General features: G+C 71.6%; 22 protein-coding genes and 3 pseudogenes. 12 read left to right on the top strand and 13 right to left on the bottom strand.

Features of this window, described 5'->3' with window-relative positions; genetic code table 11:
• Positions 1–64 precede the first annotated feature (64 nt).
• The 3 genes from ABD331_RS50845 to ABD331_RS50835 form a co-directional block, all read right to left on the bottom strand.
• Positions 65–1,117: a CU044_5270 family protein gene (locus tag ABD331_RS50845; RefSeq protein WP_344493000.1), complete on the bottom strand. Its 1,053-nt coding sequence runs from the start codon at positions 1,115–1,117 to the stop codon at positions 65–67.
• Positions 1,117–1,701 (bottom strand): RNA polymerase sigma factor, encoded by a 585-nt coding sequence (locus ABD331_RS50840; RefSeq protein ID WP_344492998.1) that lies wholly within the window; start codon positions 1,699–1,701, stop codon positions 1,117–1,119. Before ABD331_RS50840 ends, ABD331_RS50845 begins: the two co-directional genes overlap by 1 nt.
• A gap of 133 nt (positions 1,702–1,834) precedes the next feature.
• Positions 1,835–2,035, bottom strand: coding sequence for a hypothetical protein (locus ABD331_RS50835; RefSeq protein WP_344492996.1), 201 nt, complete (start codon positions 2,033–2,035; stop codon positions 1,835–1,837).
• A gap of 71 nt (positions 2,036–2,106) precedes the next feature.
• Between ABD331_RS50835 and ABD331_RS61180 the strand changes: the two genes are divergently transcribed.
• Together ABD331_RS61180 and ABD331_RS61175 are read left to right on the top strand one after the other, a co-directional pair.
• Positions 2,107–2,301 carry a hypothetical protein gene (locus ABD331_RS61180; RefSeq protein WP_425566252.1) on the top strand — a complete coding sequence of 65 codons (195 nt, stop codon included), beginning with the start codon at positions 2,107–2,109 and terminating at the stop codon, positions 2,299–2,301.
• A pseudogene (locus ABD331_RS61175) lies at positions 2,223–2,405 on the top strand (recombinase family protein); the annotation flags it as partial. The gene ABD331_RS61180 and the pseudogene ABD331_RS61175, both read left to right, overlap by 79 nt.
• A gap of 256 nt (positions 2,406–2,661) precedes the next feature.
• Here the strand turns inward: ABD331_RS61175 and ABD331_RS50825 are convergent.
• Together ABD331_RS50825 and ABD331_RS50820 are read right to left on the bottom strand one after the other, a co-directional pair.
• The gene (locus ABD331_RS50825; RefSeq protein ID WP_344492992.1) at positions 2,662–3,234 is read right to left on the bottom strand and encodes an MFS transporter; all 573 of its coding nucleotides are present in this window, start codon (positions 3,232–3,234) and stop codon (positions 2,662–2,664) included.
• A gap of 32 nt (positions 3,235–3,266) precedes the next feature.
• Complete coding sequence (locus tag ABD331_RS50820) at positions 3,267–3,986, bottom strand: class I SAM-dependent methyltransferase (protein ID WP_344492990.1); 720 nt, start codon at positions 3,984–3,986, stop codon at positions 3,267–3,269.
• Between the two features lie 285 nt (positions 3,987–4,271).
• Here ABD331_RS50820 and ABD331_RS50815 point away from each other — a divergent pair, with 285 nt between their 5' ends.
• Together ABD331_RS50815 and ABD331_RS50810 are read left to right on the top strand one after the other, a co-directional pair.
• Entirely contained in the window at positions 4,272–4,760 is a 489-nt protein-coding gene (locus ABD331_RS50815) for an RICIN domain-containing protein (protein WP_344492988.1), read from the top strand.
• 119 nt (positions 4,761–4,879) lie between these two features.
• Complete coding sequence (locus ABD331_RS50810; protein ID WP_344492986.1) at positions 4,880–5,836, top strand: cyclase family protein; 957 nt, start codon at positions 4,880–4,882, stop codon at positions 5,834–5,836.
• 86 nt (positions 5,837–5,922) lie between these two features.
• Here ABD331_RS50810 and pafA read toward each other — a convergent pair whose 3' ends face one another.
• Complete coding sequence (gene pafA / locus ABD331_RS50805; RefSeq protein ID WP_344492984.1) at positions 5,923–7,281, bottom strand: Pup--protein ligase; 1,359 nt, start codon at positions 7,279–7,281, stop codon at positions 5,923–5,925.
• A gap of 145 nt (positions 7,282–7,426) precedes the next feature.
• Here pafA and ABD331_RS50800 point away from each other — a divergent pair.
• A pseudogene (locus ABD331_RS50800) lies at positions 7,427–7,531 on the top strand (sigma factor-like helix-turn-helix DNA-binding protein); the annotation flags it as partial.
• 72 nt (positions 7,532–7,603) lie between these two features.
• On the opposite strand, the gene ABD331_RS50795 reads toward ABD331_RS50800, so the two are convergent.
• Together ABD331_RS50795 and ABD331_RS50790 are read right to left on the bottom strand one after the other, a co-directional pair.
• A complete protein-coding gene (locus ABD331_RS50795; protein WP_344492983.1) occupies positions 7,604–8,155 on the bottom strand; it encodes an NUDIX hydrolase in 552 nt (183 codons plus the stop codon).
• 110 nt (positions 8,156–8,265) lie between these two features.
• Complete coding sequence (locus ABD331_RS50790; RefSeq protein ID WP_344492982.1) at positions 8,266–9,012, bottom strand: SDR family oxidoreductase; 747 nt, start codon at positions 9,010–9,012, stop codon at positions 8,266–8,268.
• Positions 9,013–9,150: 138 nt separating this feature from the next.
• Between ABD331_RS50790 and ABD331_RS50785 the strand changes: the two genes are divergently transcribed.
• From ABD331_RS50785 to fusA, 3 genes and pseudogenes are all read left to right on the top strand, one after another.
• Complete coding sequence (locus tag ABD331_RS50785; RefSeq protein ID WP_344492981.1) at positions 9,151–9,894, top strand: TetR/AcrR family transcriptional regulator; 744 nt, start codon at positions 9,151–9,153, stop codon at positions 9,892–9,894.
• A gap of 21 nt (positions 9,895–9,915) precedes the next feature.
• Positions 9,916–10,131: pseudogene (locus ABD331_RS50780) on the top strand (aromatic-ring hydroxylase C-terminal domain-containing protein); the annotation flags it as partial.
• Positions 10,132–10,417: 286 nt separating this feature from the next.
• A complete protein-coding gene (fusA, locus tag ABD331_RS50775; RefSeq protein WP_344492979.1) occupies positions 10,418–12,427 on the top strand; it encodes an elongation factor G in 2,010 nt (669 codons plus the stop codon).
• 53 nt (positions 12,428–12,480) lie between these two features.
• Here the strand turns inward: fusA and ABD331_RS50770 are convergent, their stop codons facing one another.
• Entirely contained in the window at positions 12,481–13,032 is a 552-nt protein-coding gene (locus ABD331_RS50770) for an RICIN domain-containing protein (protein WP_344492977.1), read from the bottom strand.
• A gap of 105 nt (positions 13,033–13,137) precedes the next feature.
• Positions 13,138–14,142, bottom strand: a complete 1,005-nt coding sequence (locus tag ABD331_RS50765) for an ArsR/SmtB family transcription factor (protein WP_344492975.1) — start codon at positions 14,140–14,142, stop codon at positions 13,138–13,140.
• A 57-nt stretch (positions 14,143–14,199) separates the two neighbouring features.
• On the opposite strand from ABD331_RS50765, the gene ABD331_RS50760 reads away from it, so the two are divergent.
• Together ABD331_RS50760 and ABD331_RS50755 are read left to right on the top strand one after the other, a co-directional pair.
• A complete protein-coding gene (locus tag ABD331_RS50760) occupies positions 14,200–15,465 on the top strand; it encodes an MFS transporter (RefSeq protein ID WP_344492972.1) in 1,266 nt (421 codons plus the stop codon).
• Between the two features lie 37 nt (positions 15,466–15,502).
• Entirely contained in the window at positions 15,503–16,249 is a 747-nt protein-coding gene (locus tag ABD331_RS50755) for a dienelactone hydrolase family protein (protein WP_344492970.1), read from the top strand.
• Positions 16,250–16,291: 42 nt separating this feature from the next.
• Here ABD331_RS50755 and ABD331_RS50750 read toward each other — a convergent pair whose 3' ends face one another.
• Positions 16,292–16,855 (bottom strand): TetR/AcrR family transcriptional regulator, encoded by a 564-nt coding sequence (locus tag ABD331_RS50750; RefSeq protein WP_344492968.1) that lies wholly within the window; start codon positions 16,853–16,855, stop codon positions 16,292–16,294.
• 80 nt (positions 16,856–16,935) lie between these two features.
• Here ABD331_RS50750 and ABD331_RS50745 point away from each other — a divergent pair, with 80 nt between their 5' ends.
• Positions 16,936–18,348, top strand: a complete 1,413-nt coding sequence (locus ABD331_RS50745) for an MFS transporter (protein ID WP_344492966.1) — start codon at positions 16,936–16,938, stop codon at positions 18,346–18,348.
• A gap of 22 nt (positions 18,349–18,370) precedes the next feature.
• On the opposite strand, the gene ABD331_RS50740 is transcribed toward ABD331_RS50745, so the two are convergent.
• Entirely contained in the window at positions 18,371–19,402 is a 1,032-nt protein-coding gene (locus tag ABD331_RS50740) for a hypothetical protein (protein ID WP_344492964.1), read from the bottom strand.
• A gap of 154 nt (positions 19,403–19,556) precedes the next feature.
• Between ABD331_RS50740 and ABD331_RS50735 the strand changes: the two genes are divergently transcribed.
• Complete coding sequence (locus ABD331_RS50735; RefSeq protein ID WP_344492962.1) at positions 19,557–20,141, top strand: dihydrofolate reductase family protein; 585 nt, start codon at positions 19,557–19,559, stop codon at positions 20,139–20,141.
• Between the two features lie 72 nt (positions 20,142–20,213).
• On the opposite strand, the gene ABD331_RS50730 is transcribed toward ABD331_RS50735, so the two are convergent.
• Positions 20,214–21,242, bottom strand: a complete 1,029-nt coding sequence (locus ABD331_RS50730) for an RNA polymerase subunit sigma-70 (RefSeq protein ID WP_344492960.1) — start codon at positions 21,240–21,242, stop codon at positions 20,214–20,216.
• Positions 21,243–21,275: the final 33 nt, after the last annotated feature.

Below are 21,275 nucleotides of genomic sequence, written 5' to 3'. Positions count from 1 at the left end.
ATCGAGTTTTCGGGCATGCGAAACAGAACTCACGGCCCGGACGGGCCGGATCAGCGGGAAAGTCTCAGCAGGGGATCTTCATGCGGGACGCCTTCGGCGACACCTCGGGCAGGCCGGCGGCGAGATCGACGGCGAGCACGGCGGTGCCGGTCGCCGCGCCCTTCTTCTCGATGAACTCGCCGCCGGCGCGTACCTTCACCGTGCGGTCCCTGGTGTTCACGGTGCGCTCGCCCAGGTAGTGGTAGGTGTTCCGGTCGAAGATCAGCTCGGAGCGGGTGCCGTCGCCCTCGTGCATGGCCACGGCCAGGCCGGGGCGGCCGGCGGCGTCCACGGCGTCGCCGATGAGCACGATGCCGTCCAGTCCGGCCGCCACCTGGTACAGCGCGGCGCCCAGGCTGGGCCGTACCACGGACTCGATCACCAGGCTCTGCAGGGAACGCCAGATGCGCAGCGGCTCCTCGCCCACCTCAGCGACGATCTTCGCGCGGACCTGCGCCGGGTCGGTCGGCCAGGCGGCCAGCCGCGCGTAGGCCGGCTGGCCGGGACAGGTTCCCGGCTCGGACACGATGTCCTCGACGCCGCGGTCCCAGTACTCGCGCGGTGCCGGTCCCGTGGCCGACAGCTTCTGCGTGCGGCTCAGCCACGGCTTGCCCGCGTCGGCGGCCTCCCACCGCTCCTCGCTGACCAGCACCTTGGTGTAGAGCGTGCGGCCCGACTTGTCCTTGGTGTACAGGCTGTTCTGGGACAGCATCTTGGTGTGGACGTACTGGCCGCGCACCGGCACCGTGTCCGACCGGCCGGCGGCGGCTTGGGCGGCCAGGGAGAGCAGCGCCTTGGCGTCGGCGGGAGGAGCGGCGAACGGGTGGTGGCCGGAGGTGCCCGGGTCGGAACCGCCCAGGCCCACCTGGGCGACGATGATGCCACCGGCGAGCACCACCGACATGGCGCCGACCAGGACGACCCGCCGAACCGGTAGCGCGGCGAGCCACCTGCGGCGCTGCCGGACCTCCCGTGACGCGCGCGCCTCGCGGAGGAATCGTTCACGCCCCTTCGCCGCCGTCTCCGGCGTCGGCCCGGGCTCCGCGAACACGGCCTCGATCAGCTTCAGCTCGTCCATCACCACTCCCCGATCGGGTTGACGTCGCCCAGCGCCTTGCGCAGCTTCTTTCGTGCCCTGTTGATCCGGGACCCGACGGTCCCCACCGGTATGCCCAGGGCCGTGGCGATCTCCTCATAGCCCAGCCCGCCGAACACCAGCAGGAACACCGCGTCACGATCACCCATCGCCAGCCCCTTCAGCCCTCGTACGAGCTTCGGCCGGCTGGCCAGCGCCGCGAGCCGCGAGGTCACCCCGTCCTCGTGGCCGTCCGTGGACTCCACGGCCGCGATCTTGCTCAGCGCGTTCAGCCGGCGGCCCTCACTGCGGCGGTGCCGGGCCACGACGTTCGTGGCGATCCCGAACAACCACGACCGTACGGTGCCCCGCCGCGCATCGAAGCCCGCCCTGCCGTTGAACGCGAGCAGGAAAGCGTCCGAGACCAGATCCTCGGCGTGCTCGCTGCCGAGCCGGGCGGCCAGGTACCGGTAGATCTCGGTGAAGTACCGGTCGTACAGGAGGGCGAACACCTCGGGATCGTCCAGCGACTGCTCGACCACGGTGACGTCCTCCAGCACGTCCTTGGCGTCAGGTGGGGCAGTCATGGCATCCTTCCGAAGGCAACGGTCGCCCAGTGTTCGCCGCTCCGCGGGTTTTCTTCACACCAATTTTCCGGCGGTTCTCTATTCGGCGTGCTCGGCTGCGGCTTTCGGGAGTGCGAGCATCACGAGTGCCGGCTCAATCGATGATCAGGCCCTGGGCGCGATCCTCCTCGACGGCGGCTGTCGGGCGTTCGGCGGGCGGGCCGCCCACCAGGCCCCACACCGGGGTGACCGAGCGCTCGAACCTGCCTCCGAGCCTTTGGCGCTGAGGAGGCAAGCGCGCGGCAGCCTGCCCGATGACCTCCTGCGCCGCCCCCGCCCGGTCACCCTGCCGCACCGGCCGGACACGCGCGGATCGGGTACGCCCGCGCCTCCACCGTCCGCCAGTCCCTGGACACCCAGCTCGACGTGCTCAAGGCCGCCGGCGTCACCCGTGTCTTCGCCGAGAAGATCTCCACCCGCGCCACCGTCCGACCCGGGCTCGGCAGGCCGTCACCCTGGCCCGGGAACCGCGCGCGGCGGGCGTGGCGGTCACCCTCGTGGTGCACGAGCACAAGCGGCTCGGCCGCGGCCTCGACCTGGCCGCCCTCGCCGAGCAACTGAAGGCGGTCGACGTCGGCCTGGAGTTCCTCACCGGCGAGCTGCAGGGCTCCCACGACCCCTCGGGCGTGGTGTTCACCGTGCTCGCCGCCCTGTCGGGGATGGAACGCGAGTACATCCGCGACCGCACCCTGGAAGGCCACGAATCCGCCCGCGCCCGCGGCAAGGCCATCGGCGGCGCCGCCGTCACCGACGAGAACATGCTCTCCATGGCCCTGCACCTACGCGACCAGGACCTCAGCCTGCGCGACATCGCCGCCCGGCTCGTCATCACCAGCGGCAAGAAGAAGGGCCGTCACCCCTCGGCCGCGACCGTCCTGCGCATGCCGCGCGGCCACGACGTCTCATCGGTGTCGCCGGCCGTCAGCGGGTGCCGGACCCGCACCGGCGACGGACGCAGCTCACGCGTAAGATCATGCGCCGGCTCCGCCGCAGCGCCGTCCCGATCGAGGCGCTGCGCACCCCCGCCCGCGCGGCCTCGTACGCCGGCGGCTCCCGCAGCCCGAAACGGAAGCACAGGCCCACGAGCGCCGGCGGCGCGGCGATCAGGAACGCCACCCGAGGCGAACCCAGCAGGAGCCTGCACAGGACGAGCAGGACCGGGGACAGCAGCGCCGCCGTCGCGTAGGTGGGGATCAGGCCGATGCCGGCGGTCGCCAGCCCGATGAGCAGGATCGACGTCATCATCGCGGTACGCCGGCCCTCCCGGTCGGCCATCACCCCGAAGAACAGGCTGCCCGCCGACCTCGCCAGGAACGAGACGCCGAAGACCTCGATGAAATGGCCGATCACGACCGCGGTCACCGTTCTGCGGCGTGCGGAACCGAGCTGGGTGTCGGCATGCCGGTTCTCCTGGTGATCGAACTGGCAGGGGCGATCCTCCGAGAGCCCGCGGCCCCCGACGTTGACGATGATGCGGGCCGGGGGCACGCGCAAGCCGCTCGTCAGTACGCTCCAGTGCCGGTCCGTCAGCGGCGGGTGCCTGAGAGGACGACCAGGGAGCAGGTGACCGGCCCCGGCGCGCGGTCACGCCAGGAGAACAGCACAGGATCGGCGATCCCCTCCCAGGTCAGCCATTCGACGGCGACATCGGCGAACCCGGCGCGCTCCAGAATCTCGGTGTAGGTCCCGGGAAGCCAGTAGTAGTCGTGGATCTCGGTGTCGCCCACCTGGACCGTGATCTGTTCGCCCTCGGCGGCGGGCCGCCGGGCCAGGATGGTGGAGCGCGAATGGTCGATGTCCAGGACGGCGAACCGCGCGCCGGGCCGCAGCACCCTGCCGACCTCGTCGGCCAGCGCCTGGATGGCCGCCCGTGACGGCTGCATCAGCAGCACGAACGCGGAGTAGGCCGCGGCCATGGAGGCCGTGTCCAGGAAGTCGAGTCGCCGTCCCTCGGCCTGGTGGTAGGTCACCGACGGGTGGGCGTGCTCGCGCCGGGCGACCTCGAGCATCGCGGGCGAGGCGTCCACCGCCACCACCGGGCTCGCGAAGCGGCGGGCCACCTCCACCGCCACCTCGCCGTGGCCGCAGCCGACGTCCAGCATCGGGCCCCTTGCGCCGCCGTCGCTCCCTGGTTCCAGCGCGCGGAACAGGAAGGGGTAGCCCAGCAGCCAGGACAGGTCGCGTGCGCGCCACTTGGCGTACGCGGCGGCGACCCCGGGATCGTCGAAGGAACTTGTTGCGCCCATCGTCCCAGGTAAGCACGTGCAGGTGGCCGGCAGGCGCGGCTTGAGGGCAAAGGCTTGGCCTGCCCGCGCTCGCGGGGCCTTCCGCTGCCGGGCGGGCAAGACGGTCAGCCCGGCTCGCCGCCGCCCTCCGCGACCTGACATGACCCCGGGCGCGATGCCGTCGGCGGGCCCCTCAACGCATTCCCAGCTGACGGTAGTCAATTAATTACTCTACGTGCATACTGAGGGGACGTCGGCCCAGACCCCTGGGCGCGACGCAGGGATCTCGGGTTCGAAGGAGCACTCATGTCCCCCATCAAGCTCTCCGCCCTCGCCATGGCGCTGGTCACACCTGCCGCCATCGGCCTGATCGCCGTAGCCGGGCCCGCCGCGGCGGCCACCGGCTACTGCCTGGACAGCGGCGGCGACAACTCCGCCGGACGGGTGCCCGCCTACTTGTTCGGTGACTGCTCCAACCCTTCGCCCAACCTGAGGTGGGTCATCGAGCGCGGCCAGATCAAGAACGTGGCCACCGGCTACTGCCTCGACAGCGGCGGCGACAACTCCAGCGGACGGGTGCCCGCCTACTTGTTCGGTGACTGCTCCAACCCTTCGCCCAACCTGAGGTGGGTCATCGAGCGCGGCCAGATCAAGAACGTGGCCACCGGCTACTGCCTCGACAGCGGCGGCGACAACTCCAGCGGACGGGTGCCCGCCTACCTGTTCCGCGACTGCTCCAACCCTTCGTCGAACCTGAGGTGGGTCATCGAGCGCGGCCAGATCAAGAACCGGTAGCGCCCTACGTCCGCAAGCCGCCGATCTAGTACCATCCCGGCTCAGCGACCCTGGGCACAAGGGCGGGACACCCCGCCTCCGGTGCCTCGAACCGCGCGACCGGAGGAGCCGATGCTCAGATGACGGCAGGGCGACCGATCCCCACACAGGACGACGTGCTCGACTACTTCAACACGTTGTCGAACTGGGGCCGATGGGGCGAAGACGACGAGCTGGGCACCCTCAACCACGTCACCGACGGCGTCCGGCTGGCGGCGGCGCGGGCCGTGCGTCACGGCAGGAGCGTGTCGTGCGCGTGGGAGATCGCCGTACCGAAGGAGATGGAGCGGTCGACGACGGCGTGCCCGTGCGCCGCCGACATGCCGGGCGCCGAGCACATGCCGGCGCCCGGCTTCCACAACGACCGGCGCTGGGGTTTCTCGACAGAACGGCTCGGCTACACCTTCCACGGCAACACCATCACCCACGTCGACGCGCCGTGCCACATCTTCTGGGACGGCGAGATGTACAACGGCCGGTCGCACTCGCTGGTCGGCGCCGACACGGGATCGGCGTGGGCGGCCGTCACGGCGGCGGCCAACGGGATCGTCACGCGCGGCATCCTGCTGGACATCGCGAAGGTCCGCGACGTGCCGTGGCTGGAGCCGGGGGAGGGCGTGTTCCCCGACGATCTCGAGGAGGCCGAACGCCGCCAGGGCGTGCGCGTACGACCCGGCGACGCGGTACTCCTGCGCACCGGCCATGGCCGCGTCCGGCACGAGAGCGGTGCGGCCGGCGGTTTCACGCAGGCGGGCTGGCACGCGTCCTGCCTGCCGTGGCTGCACGAACGGCAGGTCGCGCTGATCGGCGCCGACACCCCGCAGGACGTTCAGCCGTCCGGGTACGACGACGTGCTGATGCCGGTGCACGCCGTGAGCCTCGTCGCCATGGGGCTGTGGATGCTCGACAACTGCGACCTGGAGGCGTGCGCGGCGACGGCCGCCGAGCTCGGCCAGTGGGACTTCCACCTCTCGGTCGCGCCGGTCCGCTTCGCGGGCACGTCCGGCAGCCCGGTCAACCCGATCGCCACCTTCTGACCGCAGGACCTGAGCATGCGGCCACGGCGGACCCGCGCGTGTGCCGGCTGCGCGGGGCCGCCCGTGCGGCCGGCGCCGCACCGCGGTCACATGCCGGCGATCAGCCTGTCGACCCGCTCGTCCACACTCCGGAACGGGTCCTTGCACAGCACCGTCCGCTGAGCCTGGTCGTTCAGCTTCAGGTGCACCCAGTCGACCGTGAAGTCGCGCCGCTTCTCCTGCGCCTTGCGGACGAACTCGCCGCGCAGCCGCGCCCGCGTGGTCTGCGGCGGCACCGACTTGGCCTCGAAGATCTTGATGTCGGACGTCACCCGCTCCACCAGGCCCTTGCGCTGCAGCAGGTAGAACAGCCCCCGCCGGCGGTGCACGTCGTGGTAGGCCAGGTCGAGCTGCGCCACCCGCGGCGAGGACAGCGGCAGGTCGTACTTGCTGCGGTAACGCTCGATCATCTGGTACTTCGTCACCCAGTCGATCTCGCGGGAGACCAGGTCGAGGTTCCCGGTCTCGACGGCCCGCAGCGTACGCTCCCACAGGTCCAGCACCCGGTGCGCCGTGGCGTCGCCGCCGCGGCGGTCGACGAAGTCCTTCGCCTTGGTCAGGTACTCCTGCTGGATGTCCAGCGCGGACGCCTCCCGCCCGTTGGCCAGCCGGACCTTGCGGCGGCCCGTCATGTCGTGGGACACCTCGCGGATCGCCCGGATCGGGTTCTCCAGCGCCAGGTCGCGGATCGCGACGCCCGCCTCGATCATGCGCAGCACCAGGTCGGTGGCGCCGACCTTGAGCAGCATCGTGGTCTCGCTCATGTTCGAGTCGCCTACGATCACGTGCAGCCGGCGGAAGCGCTCGGCGTCGCCGTGCGGCTCGTCGCGGGTGTTGATGATGGGACGGCTTCGCGTGGTGGCGCTGGAGACGCCCTCCCAGATGTGCTCCGCGCGCTGGGACAGGCAGTACACGGCGCCGCGCGGCGTCTGCAGCACCTTCCCGGCCCCGCACACGACCTGCCGGGTCACCAGGAACGGGATCAGCACGTCCGCCAGCCGCCCGAACTCCCCGTGGCGGCCCACACAGTAGTTCTCGTGGCAGCCGTAGGAGTTGCCGGCCGAGTCGGTGTTGTTCTTGAACAGGTAGATGTCCCCGGCGATGCCCTCCTCGCGCAGCCGCCGCTCGGCATCGACGGCCAGGCCCTCCACGATGCGCTCACCGGCCTTGTCGTGCGTCACCAGCTCCACGACGTTGTCACACTCGGGAGTGGCATACTCCGGGTGGCTGCCGACGTCGAGGTACAGGCGTGCGCCGTTGCCCAGGAAGACGTTGCTCGATCTGCCCCAGGACACCACCTTCCGGAAGAGGTAGCGCGCCACCTCGTCGGGAGACAGCCTGCGTTGCCCCCTGAAGGTGCAGGTGATGCCGTACTCGTTCTCCAGGCCAAAGATGCGACGGTCCATCGCCACCTCATTCCCTCCTCCGACCGTTATACGTGCCCCGTGGGGAGCAGAACCACTCTCCGGGCGGGACGGGACGTGTGACGGCCGACGCACGCGCGGCCGGGAGCGGTCGGGCCATCGTGCCGCGATGAGTTCTGGACAGGCGCTGCGCGAAGTGCTGGAATTCACCGCCGCCGAGGTGGCCGCCCAGCTCGGCACCACGGTCCCGGCCGTCAACAGCGCCCTGCAGCGGGCACGCGCCGCCCTCGCCGACGCGGGCGAGTCCCCGGTACGGGCGGGAGGCGTGATGCGCGGCACCTCCTCGTGACCGCGCGCGTAACGGTCAGACGGCGGGCTTCAGGTATCCGGCGGCGGCCAGCCCCGCGAAGGCTGCGTCGGTGTCGGTCATCTGCCCGCTGAGCACGTGCCGGACGAACGCGCCGACCGGCATCAGCACGGTCTCGATGAACTCGGCGTCGTCCAGCCTCGGCTCGGCGACCTTGCGGCACCCCCGGGCCAGGACGGCGTGGCGGCGGTGCGAGGCGTACGACGACAGGAAGGTCCGCATGACGACCTCCAGCGTCGCGGCCTCGTAGCCGGTCTCCTCCAGCAGCTCCCGGGCCGCCGCGACCTCGACCGGCTCGTCGCCGCCGGCGTTTCCGCCCGGCAGCTCCAGCAGCACCCGCCCGGGCCCCGGCCGGTACTGCCGGGCCAGCACCACCTGCTCGTCGCCGGTCAGGGCGACGACGGCGACGGTCGAGCCGCCCACGAGGATGTCCCACACGTCCTCGTTGCCGTCGGGGTAGCGGTACCGTCGGCCACGGACTTTCAGGAACCCGGCCGGTTCGTCCAGCTCACCCAGTTGCGTCCACTCACTGACCCTGGCGTCACTCACACGTCCAAGTTTATGGATCATCAACACGGCGGCCACACCGCGCCCGGCCGCGGGCGGCGGGGGCTGTGGCTCGCCATGGTGACCGCCCCGGCCGGGAGGGCTCCGCGCCCCTACATGGTCGTCCCGCCCGAGACGTCGAGCCGGTGCCCGGTGATGTAGCGGCTGTCGCTGGAGGCGAGGAAGGCGACGGCGTCGGCCACGTCGGCCGGTGTGCCCAGCCGGCCGAGGGGCGTCTGGGACGACAGCCAGGCCAGGGCCTCGCCGACCAGGCGCCCTTGGTGCATGTCGGTGTCGATGACGCCGGGCGCCACGAGGTTGACCGTGATGCCGCGCGGCCCGAGCTGCTTGGCCAGGGCGACGGTCATGACGTCGAGCGCGGCCTTGGACATGGCGTAGCCGATCGCTCTGGGCATGGCCGCTCCCCGGGTCAGCATGGTGCCGACGGTGATGATCCGTCCGCCGTCGCGCAGCCGCGGCAGGGCCTGCTGGGTGATGAGGAACGGGGCGGTGGTGTTGACCGCGAGCAGGCGCTCGAACGCCTCCCGGGTGACGCCGTCGATCTCGGTCTGGCCGCCTAGGACGCCCGCGTTGTTGACCAGGATGTCCAGCCCGTCGGCGTGCGCGTCGAAGGCGGTCCACAGGGTTTCGGCGTCGCCGGGCGCGCCCAGCTCGGCCTGGACGGCGAACGCCCGCCCGCCGTCCGCTTCGATGGCGGCGACGGTGTCCTTGGCGGCGGCGTGGTTGGTGCCGTAGTGGACGGCGACGCGGGCGCCTTCGCGGGCCAGCCGGGTGGCGATGGCGCGGCCGATGCCCCGGCTGCCGCCGGTCACCAGTGCCGTCTTTCCGGTCAAAGTCATGATCAGGCCTCTCCATGCGGTGCAGGGGTGGTGGTCGTAGGGTCACGATGGGGCCGTCCCCCATTTCGCGTACCACGTACGAGAAATGGACCATAACCATTCAGGTACCATGTACGCAAATGACCGGAAGGGGCGTGCATGGCCGACGAGGAACCCGTCAGCATCTGGATGCAGCCGGAGCAGCAGGAACGCTCAGGCCCGGGACGGCGACCCGGCTACAGCCGCGAGCAGATCACCCGCACGGCCGTCCGGATCGCCGACGCCGAAGGGGTGGAGGCCGCCACCATGCGGCGGATCGCCGCAGAGCTGGGCACCGGCGCCATGTCGCTCTACCGCTACGTGCCCCGCCGCGACGACCTGTTCGACCTCATGATCGACCTGGCGATGAGCGAGGTCGGACTGCCCGCAGGCCCGTCCGGTGACTGGCGGGCCGACCTGACGCTGCTGGCCCGGCAGGTGCGCGCCACGGGACTGCGCCATCCGTGGCTGATCACCCTGCTCACCTCCCGCCCCACGCTGGGCCCCCACCTGCTGCGCGTGCACGAGTTCGCCCTCGGCGCCCTCGACGGCCTCGGGCTCGGCATCGACGACGTCACCGGCCTGGTCACCATGCTCGACGACCACCTGCACAGCGCGATCCGCCGCGAGATCGGCTGGCTGGAGGAGTCCCGCCGCACCGGCCTGGACTCCGAGCGCTGGAAGCGGGACTACATGGGGCCGTACGTCCGCCAGGTCGTCGAATCCGGCGCCTTTCCCCTGTTCAACCGGTCGATCCTGGAGTCCCGCACGGCCCACCTCTCTCCCGAGGAGCGGTTCCGGCACGACCTCGGCCGCATCCTGGACGCCATCGCCGCGCTCATACCGTCACTTCGTCCCCGCTGAGGCCATCACCAGGACGGACGAGGCGTCGCGCTCGGCTTCAGCCCCGGCGGACGTCTTCGCGGCCCGGCGAAGGCCTGGGAGAGCCGGATGCGGTATGCGGCTGGACCGGCTCAGGACGACCTCGGGACGGGTGCCGTGCTGGTGCGGCCCGACGGCATCGTCGCCTGGACGAGTGATCACGACCCTGACCCCGAAGCGTTCGAACGAGCCGCCCGCCAGTGGTTCGGGCGCCGGTGATGGTGGGGGGATGCCGGGAAAAAAATCGTTTCCCGTGCCTCACCCGTCCTCGCTACACTCACCAACCGACACCCAAGACGTGACCCAGGGAGGGAGCCGGCCATGTGCGACCACAGCGCCGTCCCCCTGTCGCGTTACGAGGTGATCCTGGTGTCTTCGGGAACCCGGTGCCGGCTGCGCGGCCGTCACTGGTTGCTGCCCTGACCAGACCTTTCTCTGGGCTTTCACAGGCCGCCTGATCGCGCTGTCCTGTCCAGATCCCGTCCCCCGAAGGGGCCCATGAGCCATGCGTGCTCACGTCGTCAACGTCCTGCACAACATCCGGAACCTCGGCATCCTCGCCCACGTCGACGCCGGCAAGACCACCGTCACGGAGCGGATGCTCTACCTGACCGGCGCCACCTACAAGCGCGGTGAGGTGCACGACGGCACGACCGTCACCGACTTCGACCCCCAGGAGCGCGACCGCGGCATCACCATCTTCGCCGCCGCGGTGAGCTGCGACTGGGACGGGCACCGGATCAACCTGATCGACACCCCCGGCCACGTCGACTTCTCCGACGAGGTGGAGCGTTCCCTGCGGGTGCTCGACGGCGCGATCGCGGTGTTCGACGGCGTGGCCGGGGTGGAGCCGCAGAGCGAGTCGGTGTGGCGGCGCGCCGACCGGCACGGGGTCCCGCGCATCGCGTTCGTCAACAAGCTGGACCGCGCGGGCGCCGACCTCGACGCGGCGGTCGAGTCGATCCGCCGCACGCTGCATCCCGCGCCGCTGGTCGTGCAGCTTCCGATCGGACGCGAGGACGGCTTCGCCGGCGTCGTCGACCTGCTCGCCATGCGGGCCCTGACCTGGGACGACGGCGTCCTGGAGACCGGCCCGGTGCCAGGGGAGCTGCTGGAGGAGGCGAGGCGGCGGCGCCGGACGCTGGAGGAGGCCGTGGCCGAGCTGCATCCCGGCGCGCTGGAGGAGTTCTGCGCCGAGCCGTCGGTGTCCGAGGCGACGCTGGTGGCGGCGCTGCGCGAGCTGACCGGTAGCGGCGCGGGCGTGGTGGTGCTGTGCGGCTCGGCCTACCGGGACCGCGGGATCGAGCCGCTGCTGGACGCCGCCGTCCGGTATCTGCCCTCGCCGCTGGACGTGCCCGCCGTGCGCGGCCAGGACGGGCAGCGGCGCCCGGCCGATCCCGAGGCGCCGCTGGCCGCGCTGGCGTTCAAGGTGAACGCGACGCCGACCGGGCGGCTGACGTACCTGCGGATCTATTCAGGCACGATGCGGAAGGGAGAGACGGTGCTGGACGCGGGCACGGGACGGACCGAGCGGATCGCGCGGATCCTGCGCGTGCAGGCCGACCGGCACGCCGAGACGGACCAGGCGGCGGCCGGCGACATCGTCGCCGTGGTCGGGCCGAAGGCGGCCCGCACGGGCACGACGCTGTGCGCGCCGGACGCCCCGCTGCTGCTGGAGCCGCCGGGCGCGACCGAGCCGGTGGTGTCCGTGGCCGTCGAGGCGCGCCGCGGCACCGACGGCGACCGGCTGGCGGCGGCGCTGGCCCGGCTGGCGGAGGAGGACCCCTCCCTGGCCGTGCGCACCGACGCCGAGACCGGACAGACCGTGCTGTCCGGGATGGGCGAGCTGCATCTGGAGGTGGCGGCGGAGAAGCTGCGGCGCGAGCACCGGCTGGCCGTGAGCGTCGGCCGGCCGCAGGTCGCGCTCAGGGAGACGGTCGGCCGAGGCGTGTCAGGGCTGCTGTACCGGCACGTCAAGCAGGACGGCGGCGCCGGGCAGTTCGCCCACGTGGTGATCGACGTCGAACCGCTGGCCGAGGGCTTCGCCTTCGTCTCCACGGTGACCGGCGGCCGGGTGCCGCGCGAGTACGTGCGGGCGGTCGAGGCCGGCTGCCGGGAAGCGCTGTCCGACGGGCCGCTCGGCGGCCATCCGGTGACCGGGCTGCGCGTCACGCTGACCGACGGGGCCACGCACGTCAAGGACTCCTCGGAGATGGCGTTCCGCGCCGCCGGGCGGCTGACGCTGCGCGAGGCGCTGCGCCGGTGCGCGATGGTGCTGCTGGAGCCGGTGGTGGAGGTGACGGTGACCGTGCCCGACGAGATGGCCGGCGGGGTGCTGGGCGACCTGTCGGCGCGGCGCGGGCGCATCTCGGGCTCCAAGGCGCGGGCCGGCGCGGTGGTGATCACCGCGGTGGTGCCGCTGGCCGAGGTGTTCGGGTACGCGACCCGGCTGCGTAGCCGTACGCAGGGGCGGGGGACGTTCACCACGCGCCCCGCGGGGTACGCGCCCGCCTGACACGCCTGGGGAGCGCCGGGCCGGTGCGGCAACGGCCCGGCGCTCCGGTGTCACTACACGGAGTCGTAGATCCACGCCTGGTCCGAGTACGCCCTGTTCGCGCAGTCCCATTGCATGGCCAGCGCGCCGTTGGCGTTGCTGCCGGCGCTGATGCCCAGACATCTTCCGCTCTTGTAGTTGCGGAACTGGACGCGATTTCCGCCCAGGGACTCCTCCAGCCACGTCTGGTTGTTGTAGGTCTGCGCGTTGCATTCCGCCTGAATGGCGAGTGCGCCGTTGGCCACACTGGCCCGATCGATGCCCAGGCAGAGGAAGCTGTTCTGGTTGAGGATCTGGTAGGCGTTGGCCCGCGAGCCGATCTGGAAGAGCCACCAGCCCTGGTCCGAGATGGGTTGGTAGGCGCACTGCCACTGCATCGCGAGGGCGCCGATGTCCTTGCTCCCGGAGTTGATGCCCAGGCACTTGTTGGAAAGTCCGTTGATCAGGTAGAGCGGGTTAGCCGGTGGGACTGCCGCTGCCGGGGCGGCCATCATGGCAGGGCCCCCGATCAACATCAGGGCTGCCACTGCGGCATGGCGGAGCTTTCTGCTACGGGTTACGCGCATGGCGGTCACCTCTCCTGCTCGTCGCGGATCCCAGCATCGGCGTGCGGCCGTGGCACGGTAAGAGTGTTTCGGCGTCCGCCGAAAGACACAGCTCCCGGGCCCGCGCTACAGCGGCATCCGGGGCGGTGCCGGAGGCAGGCGATCGCCCCGCAGGCCCGACCCGGCGACCAGCGCGTCGCCCAGTTCCGACCGCAGGTACAGGACCGAGCGGCCGTGGCGGGCGCCGGCGAGCAGGCCGGCGGCGCGGAGGGTGCGGAGATGCTGGTTGACGGCCGATGTGGTGACCCCCAGGCGGCCGGCGAGTTCGGTCGATGAGGCGGGGGTCTCCAGCATGGTGAGCAGGCCCGCCCGGGTGGCGCCCAGCAGGTCCGTCAGCACGGCCGGGGACGGGCGGGACTCCGCCTGCCAGAGCGTGCCGGCGCCCCGGGTCCCGTACATGATCACAGGCGGTTCGGACGGCGAGATGGGGATGGTGGCGGCCCGGCTGAAGAGGGTCGGGACCAGGGTGAGGCCTTCACCGCTGGTGGAGCGCCGGTAGCGGGTGTCGCTGATGAGGCGCGCGCGGACGACCCCGTCCCGCAACTGGACGCGCTCGTTGAGGTCGGCGAACATCGCGGCCAGGCCGTGAGCCGAGATGACCTGGCCGCGGTGGACCACGTCGGCTTGCAGGACCGCGCGCATCCTGGGCCACCAGGGCGCGAAGCAGGTGCGCCAGTACTCGCGCAGCGCGTCCAGGATGCGGGCCGACGGGTCGCCGCGCAGCGGTTCGGGGAGGCGGGGGTGGAGGGCGCGCAGGTCGGCGAGCACCCGGTCGGCGGGGACGCGGGCGACGGCGGCGAGTTCGTCGTCGATGCGGGTGAGCGGGGCGTGGGGCCGGGGCGACAGGTAGTCGGGCGTCCACATGTCGTCGTTGGTGAGCGCCAGGAGGAGGGGCACGTCCAGCGTGGATCGGGCCTGCTCGGTGCGGCGCAGCCAGGGCAGGTGCACGGGATAGCGCCCGGGGTCGCGGAACGTCCGCAACGACAGCGTGAGCTCGTTGAGCGGCGAGATGGCGAAGCGGACGTCCGCCACGTCCATCCCCGCGAGCTCGTACTCAATCAGCCCCGGCATGAAGCCATACGCTACATCAATTGGCGGCAAAGGCCTTATCAGGGGATAAAGTTCCCCGTGATTCAGACCTTCCTCCCTTCGGACCGCGTCGCCCGCGCGCTCACCCTGAGCACGATGGCGTTCGCGCTCTCCAGCGGCGTCTTCTACGCCGTCAGCACCCTGTACTTCACGTTCGTCATCGGCCTCGGCGTGACGACGGTGGGGCTCGGGCTGGGCATCGCGGGCGCCACCGGGGTGCTGGCCGCGTACGGGGGAGGGTGGCTGGCCGATCGGGTCGGCGCGCACCGCGTCCAGACGGTGGCGACGGCGCTCAACGGGGTGGCGCTGCTCGCCTACTCGTTCGTCTCGGACGCCGTCGCGTTCACCCTGATCGCCTGCCTGGCCGTGATCATGCGTTCGGTGGGCTCCTCGTCGAAGCAGGCGATGCTGGCCCGCTGGTACCTCGGCCCCGAGCGGGTCCAGGTCCGGGCCCGGATGCGCGTGGTCACGAACGTCTTCATCGGCCTGGGCACGGGAGCCGCCGCCGTGGCGCTCCTGATCGGCACCGCGGCGGCGTACCGGGTGGCGATGCTCGCCGCCGGCGTCCTGCTGGTGGTGGCCGCCGTGCCGCTGGCCGCGCTCGGGCGCCGGGTGCCCGAGCTCGCCGCCAGGATGACCGCCGTCCGGGAGCGCGCCGAACCCGGCGGTCCTTCGCCGCTCAGAGATCGTACGTACGTCGCGAGCGTGGCGTGCAACGCCGTGGTGGCCATGCACTTCGGCCTGCTGACCGTCGGGATGCCGCTCTGGGTGGCCACCACCGGCGCGCCCGTCGCCATCGTGTCCGTGCTGCTCGTCCTCAACACCGTGGCCGTGGCCGCGCTCCAGGTGCGCGCCTCGCGCGGCACCGACGACGTGCGCAAGGCCGGGCTCACGGTCAGGCGCGCGTCGTGGCTGCTGGCGATCGCCTGCGGCCTGTACGCCCTGGCCGGCTACGGAAGCGCGATCGTCGCCTGTGCCCTGCTCGTCCTGGCCGCGTCCGCCCACACGCTGGGCGAGATCCTGGGCGAGGCGGGCGGCTGGGGCATGGCCTTCGAGCTGGCCGACCAGCGCAGCGCCGGCGCCTACCAGGGCCTCAGCCAGGCCGGGTACGCGATCGCCGCGATGCTCTCCCCGATCCTGGCCACCACGGCACTCCAGCACGGCACCGGCGGCTGGCTCGGCCTGGCCGCCCTCTTCGTCCTGGCCGGGACGGGCGCCGCCGCGGTGGCCCGGCACGCAGCCGCGCGGACGGACCGGCTGGAAGCTCGGCGGCGGGCATCACCATCGCCGGCCCGAACAAAATGACTCGCCGCGTCAGCGGGAAGGCCGATGTAATACCGCCATGCGCATCACCTCGGAGACGTTCTCTGACGGCATCCGCGAACGGCTCTTCACCATCGGAGACATCCCGGGGGTGCTCTGGACGCCCGCCGAGGGCTCGGGTCCCCGTCCGCTGGTCCTGATCGGGCACGGCGGCGGCTCGCACAAGAAGGGCTGGGAGGTCGTCTCCCGGGCCTTCCCCTACGTCACCTCCTGCGGCTTCGCGGTCGCCGCGATCGACGCGCCGGGCACCGGCGACAGGCCGGAGCACCCGGAGGTCCGGCGGCTCGTCGCGAGCATCCAGGAACGAGAGGCCGCGGGCGAGCCCTTCTGGCTCAGCCCGGAGTGGCCCGCCCTCAACGAGACCGTGGCGGCGCAGCTCATCCCCGACTGGCAGACCGCCCTTGATGCGCTCCGGAAGCTGGACTCCGTCGGTGACAGCCGTCCCGTCGGGTACTACGGCCTGTCCCAGGGCGGCGAGATGGGCGTCCGCCTCGTCGCGGCCGAACCCCGGATCGGCGCCGCCGTCCTCGGCCTCATCGGAAGCGAGTGGCTCATCGACGCCGCGGCGCGGATCACGGTCCCGGTCGAGTTCCTGCTGCAGTGGGACGATGAAGGCAATCCGCGTGACTCGGTCATGAAGCTGTTCGACGCGCTCGGCTCCGCCGAGAAGACCCTGCACGCCAACCCCGGCGGCCACTTCCGCGTCCCGTCGTTCGAGATCGACAGCTCGATCCGATTCTTCGCCCGGCACCTGGGCGGCTCCTGACAGGTGTCCTGACGCGTACCGGCCGCCGCCAGAGGCCCTGGATCACAATCGATCGACCAACCCGTCGAGATATTCAGGGGTCAGCGGGCCCGCGTCGAACAGGACGCGCATGTAGATCGGCGCCAGCACATGATCCAGCACCTCCAGCGCGTCGGGCGGCTCCTCACCACGGTCGCGAGCACGATCCAGCATGGCCTGCAACTGCCTGCGCCGATCGGCCAGCAGCGCGTCACGCGCCTGAAGCCCCTGCCGGCCCTCGCCTGACAGCGCGACGGCCAGCCGCACCAGCGCCAGGCCGTCGGGTCCGGTGACCTCGCGGGCCACGGCGGCGGCGTAGGTGCGCAGGTCGCCGGCCAGGCTGCCGGTGTCGGGCATCGGCGACTGCTTGTTGAGCCGGGCCAGCAGCACGTCGCTGAGCAGGGCCTGGAGGTTGCCCCATCGGCGGTAGAGGCTGGTGTCGGCCACGCCCGCGCGGGCCGCGATGTCGCCGATGGTGAAGTTGCCGTAGCCGCGTTCGCCGACCAGCTCGGTGACGGCCTGGTGCACGGCCGCGCGGACCCGGGCGCTGCGCCCGCCGGGTCGTCTGGCCCGCTCCTGCTCTTCCATGCTCCCACCTTAAAGCAGTTGCGGCTTGCGTTATAGTCGTCCTAAACGCAGTCAATGACTGCTTTTAGGAAGAGGTGTACGTGAGAGCGTTGCTCACCCTGGCCTGCGCAGGTCAGTTCATGGTGTTGCTCGACAACACGATCGTCGGCGCGGCCCTGCCCGACATGCAGGAGCGGCTGCACACCGGGCTGACCGGCCTGCAGTGGATCGTCGACGCCTACGTGCTGCTGGTGGCCATGCTGCTGCTGTCGGGCGGCGTCTTCGCCGACCGGTTCGGCCGCAAGCGGGTGTTCCTGGCCGGGGTGGTGGTGTTCACGGCCGCGTCGGTGGTGTGCGCGCTCGCGCCCTCGATCGGCTGGCTGATCGCCGGGCGGGTGCTGCAGGGCGTCGGGGCCGCCGCGCTGAGCCCCGCGTCGCTGGCGCTGCTCACCGCCGCGTATCCCGCACCGGGCGAGCGCGTCCGGGCGATCGGGCTGTGGGCCGGGTTCAGCGGCCTCGGCCTGGCCGCCGGGCCGCTGGCGGGCGGGATCCTGGTGGAGGCCTTCGGCTGGCCCGCCATCTTCCTGGTCAACGTGCCCATCGGGGTGGTCCTGCTGCTGGCCGGGCTGCGCGTGCTGAGGGAGTCGCGCAACCCGGGCGCGCCGCCGATCGACGTTCCCGGCACGCTCCTGTCCGCGGCGGGCGTGGGCGCCGTGACCTATGGCCTCATCGAGGGCGGCTCCCGCGGCTGGACCTCGCCGGTGATCCTGGGCAGCTTCGCCGCCGGGCTGGCGCTGCTGGCCGCGTTCGTCGTGGTCGAGGGACGGGTGCCGACGCCGATGCTGCCGCTGCGGCTGTTTCGCCGGCGGTTGTTCACGGTGTCCAACACGGCGATGGTCGTGGTCGGGTTCGCGCTGATGGGGTCGTCGTTCTTCTTCTCCCAGTTCTTCGTCTACGTCCAGAACACCTCGATCCTGGTCGCCGGGCTGCGGACACTGCCCACATCGCTGGCCATGGTGATCGTCAGCCCGTACGCGGGCCGGCTGGCGGCCAGGTACGGCTTCCGCGTCGTCACCGGCATCGGCCTGGCACTGGCCGGGGCGGGGCTGCTGGCGCTGGGCTTCGTCCACGCCGACACCGGCTACGGGAACGTGTGGTGGCGGCTGGCGGTCGTCGGCGTCGGGTTCGCCCTGACCATGTCACCGCTGACCGGGGCCGCCATCCAGGCGGTCAGCCCGCAGGAGGGCGGCTTGGCCTCGGGCGTCAGCAGCACCACCCGGCAGATCGGCGCGGTGCTCGGCGTGGCGGTGCTCGGGGCGATCGTGCACACGCGGGAGTCCGGTGGCGCTTCCTTCGCGGCCGGTCTCAACAGCGCCTTTCTCGTGGCGGGCGCGGTGACGCTGGTCTGCGCCGTGTTCACCGGCCTGTGGCTGACGGCGGGCCGACCGGCGGCGGGCGTCCGGGCAGAGGGTGAGCCGTCGCTGACAGCTCCTGCCGGCCGGTCCACGTCCTGAGCCGCTCGGGGTGGCAGCCTGGCTACTGCATCAGCTCGGAGTGCGGATGCTCCGGTGTCGTCGGGCAGACGTAGAGCTGCTGGCTGTAGCCGCGGCCGATCTGGACTGCTGTCGGGTGGCCGTGGCCGGCGGTTCGGTCCTCGTACGGGATCCAGCTCTGTTTGCTGTCGTCCCACTCGCCCGTGGCGATGGTCAGCAGCGGCGCCATGGGGGCGCCGCAAACTCGACAGTGCTGAGGAACAGGGTCGGTGAGGCCCCAGGAAGCCCAGCCGCCGACCTTCCAGCCGGGAGCGACCGACAACGCGTCGCCGTAGAACTCCTGCGGGGCGGGCGCGTAGGAGCCGTCCGGAGCAGCGCCCGCGGCCTGCCACGCGTTCCAGTCCGCCAGCCGCTCCTGCGACTCCTCACTCAACTCCATGAGATCGGGGTACTCGGTGACCTGCTCCGGGTCGATCAGGCACGGCTCGGGCACGTAGCCGTCGAACTGCACCGCCGGCGGCTCAGGGGGCGTGCTCAGGACGTCGACGACCTCAGCCGCGGACCGCCAGAACAGCGCGGTCCTGGGCATGTACTGCTCCGGAGGGTGATCGAAGGGGCACCACAGGATCTGCAGGACGTCCGTCCCCTCGGGCGCACGAAGACCGGGCACATCACGCACGTACAGCTGCGCGACCGGCAGCATCGCCATCGAACCGCCGTACGGCTGAGGAACCGGCGGCTCCGTCATCGGACCGCTCCGCGCGGGACGGATCCGGGCGAGGGCCTCCCGCTCCTGTTCGGTCAGGCTCCTGCCGTACGCGGCAGCACGGATCCGTCGTCCCCGCCTCACGTCCGGCAGGGGCATGGCCGGGTTCACCCCGGCCAGTTCATGAGGGCCGTCGCAGTGCGGCCACGGCTCGGCGGCCGGCCACAACAGCGCGCCGCCCACCGAGCTGTCGCGGGCGGACGGCGATCCGGGGCGGGGGTGCAACCGGGTCGCCGTGCGAGCCAGCGGCGCCAGTCGCGGCAGGACCGCCGTGACGTCGGCCGGCCGCGGGGGCGTGGTACGCGTCATGCCGGCTCCCGGCGCGATGATTCCGCTTTCGAGGTCGAACGCGTCCCACCGTAGCGGCCGGTCCCGCCGGCCCGCATCGGGCTCGCGCTCCGATTAGGTTTCCGCACCGCGTCCGTCTGTACATATGTCGATCGACTCACGAAAGGCCGGCACGATGCGGAAACTGATCTTCGGCATGAACGCGACCCTGGACGGCTACATCGCCGCGCCCGGCGACGACATCGGCTGGAGCGGAGGGGACGGACCGGACTCCTCGCCGAGCGGCGAGCTGTTCCAGTGGTGGTACGAGCAGATGGGCGCGAGCGAGCTGACGCTGTACGGGCGCAAGCTGTGGGAGGCGATGAGCTCCCACTGGCCGACCGGCGACCAGCGGCCCGGCGCCACCCAGGCGGAGATCGCGTACGCGCGCCTCTGGCGGGACATGCCCAAGGTGGTGTTCTCATCGACGCTCGACAAGGTCGACTGGAACACCCGCCTGGTCACCGGCGACGCGGTCACCGAGATCGCCCGGCTCAAGGCCGAGGACGGCGGCCCGCTGGACATCTGCGGCGCGACACTCGCCGGGGCGGCCATGCGGGCCGGGCTGATCGACGAGTACGTGGTGGTCACCCATCCGGTCCTGGTGGGCGGCGGCACGCCGTTCTTCACCGCGCTGGACAACTGGGTGAAGCTGAGCCTGGTCGAGACGCGGACCTTCCCCGGCGGCGTGGTGATGGCCCGATACGAGACGAGACGATGAGGAAACCTCCTCCCTCGCGTTCCGAATGAGCCGTTGACCGCCCCGCCGGCGACGCCGGCGGGGTCGGGGCGCTCACGAGTGGGACGTGTCTGCTCCCAGCGTCGCGGGCAGGCTCAGCCACGGCTTGCCGGTGGCGTCGAACCCGGTGAGCTCCGCGATCTTCCCGTCCGCGATGTGCAGGACCGCGATGTTGAACAACCGGTGTTCCTGGTCGCCGGGGGTGCGGCGGTACAGCACGGCGGCGGGCATGAGGTTGACCGTCGTGGCGACGCAGCGCCAGTCGTCGTAGCCGCGCTGGAAGAGCCCGCTGGAGACCCAGCCGTCCACCGCGTCCTTGGCCGTGACGACCAGGGCGCCCGGGTCGGGCAGCATCGTGAAGCGCAGGTCCTCGCGCAGCAGGGCCGTCAGCTTGTCGAGGTCGTTGCGCTCATGGGCGTCGATGTACGACTTCACCACGCCGCGCTCGTCCTCCGACAGCTCGTGCGTGGCGGGGCTCCGCCAGTCCAGGCGCCGGTCGGGCAGTTGCTCGCGCATCGTCACGCGCGCCCGCTGCAGTGCGCTGGTCACCGAGGCGACGGTCAGTTCGAGGACGTCGGCGGCTTTCGGCGCCGGCCAGCCGAGGACGTCGCGCAGGATGAACACCGCCCGCTGCCGCGGCGGCAGGTGCTGGACGGCGACGATGAACGCCAGCTCGACCGTCTCCCGCGCCACCACCGATTCCTGCGGGTCCTCCGGAAGCATCCGGTCCGGGTAGGGCTGCAGGTAGTGCACCTCCGAGCCCGCGCCCGGCAGCTCGGCGGGCACGGGTGTGCGGTCGTTGCGCTTCTCCAGGAAGTCGAGGCAGGCGTTCGTCGCAATCCGGTACAGCCAGGTGCGCAGCGTCGCGTGGCCCTTGAACGACTCCCGCTTGTTCCACACCCGCAGGAACGTCTCCTGCGTCATGTCCTGGGCGTCCTCGTAGTGCGCGAGCATCCGGTAGCAGTGGACCTGCAGGTCACGGCGGTAGCGCTCGGTGATGAGGGCGAACTGTGCCGCGTCGTTCGAACGGGCCGCCGCGATGAACGCGGCCTCGTCGCCGCCCGGCACTCTGGCGTCGGTCATGGTGGTCAATCCTTCCGCGGATAGTGAGGGAGG

Origin of the sequence: Nonomuraea monospora (genome assembly GCF_039531895.1) — a bacterium.
Classification (GTDB): domain Bacteria; phylum Actinomycetota; class Actinomycetes; order Streptosporangiales; family Streptosporangiaceae; genus Nonomuraea; species Nonomuraea monospora.
Note: the sequence above shows the minus strand (reverse complement) of the source record. Positions and strands in the feature narration are given on the sequence as shown.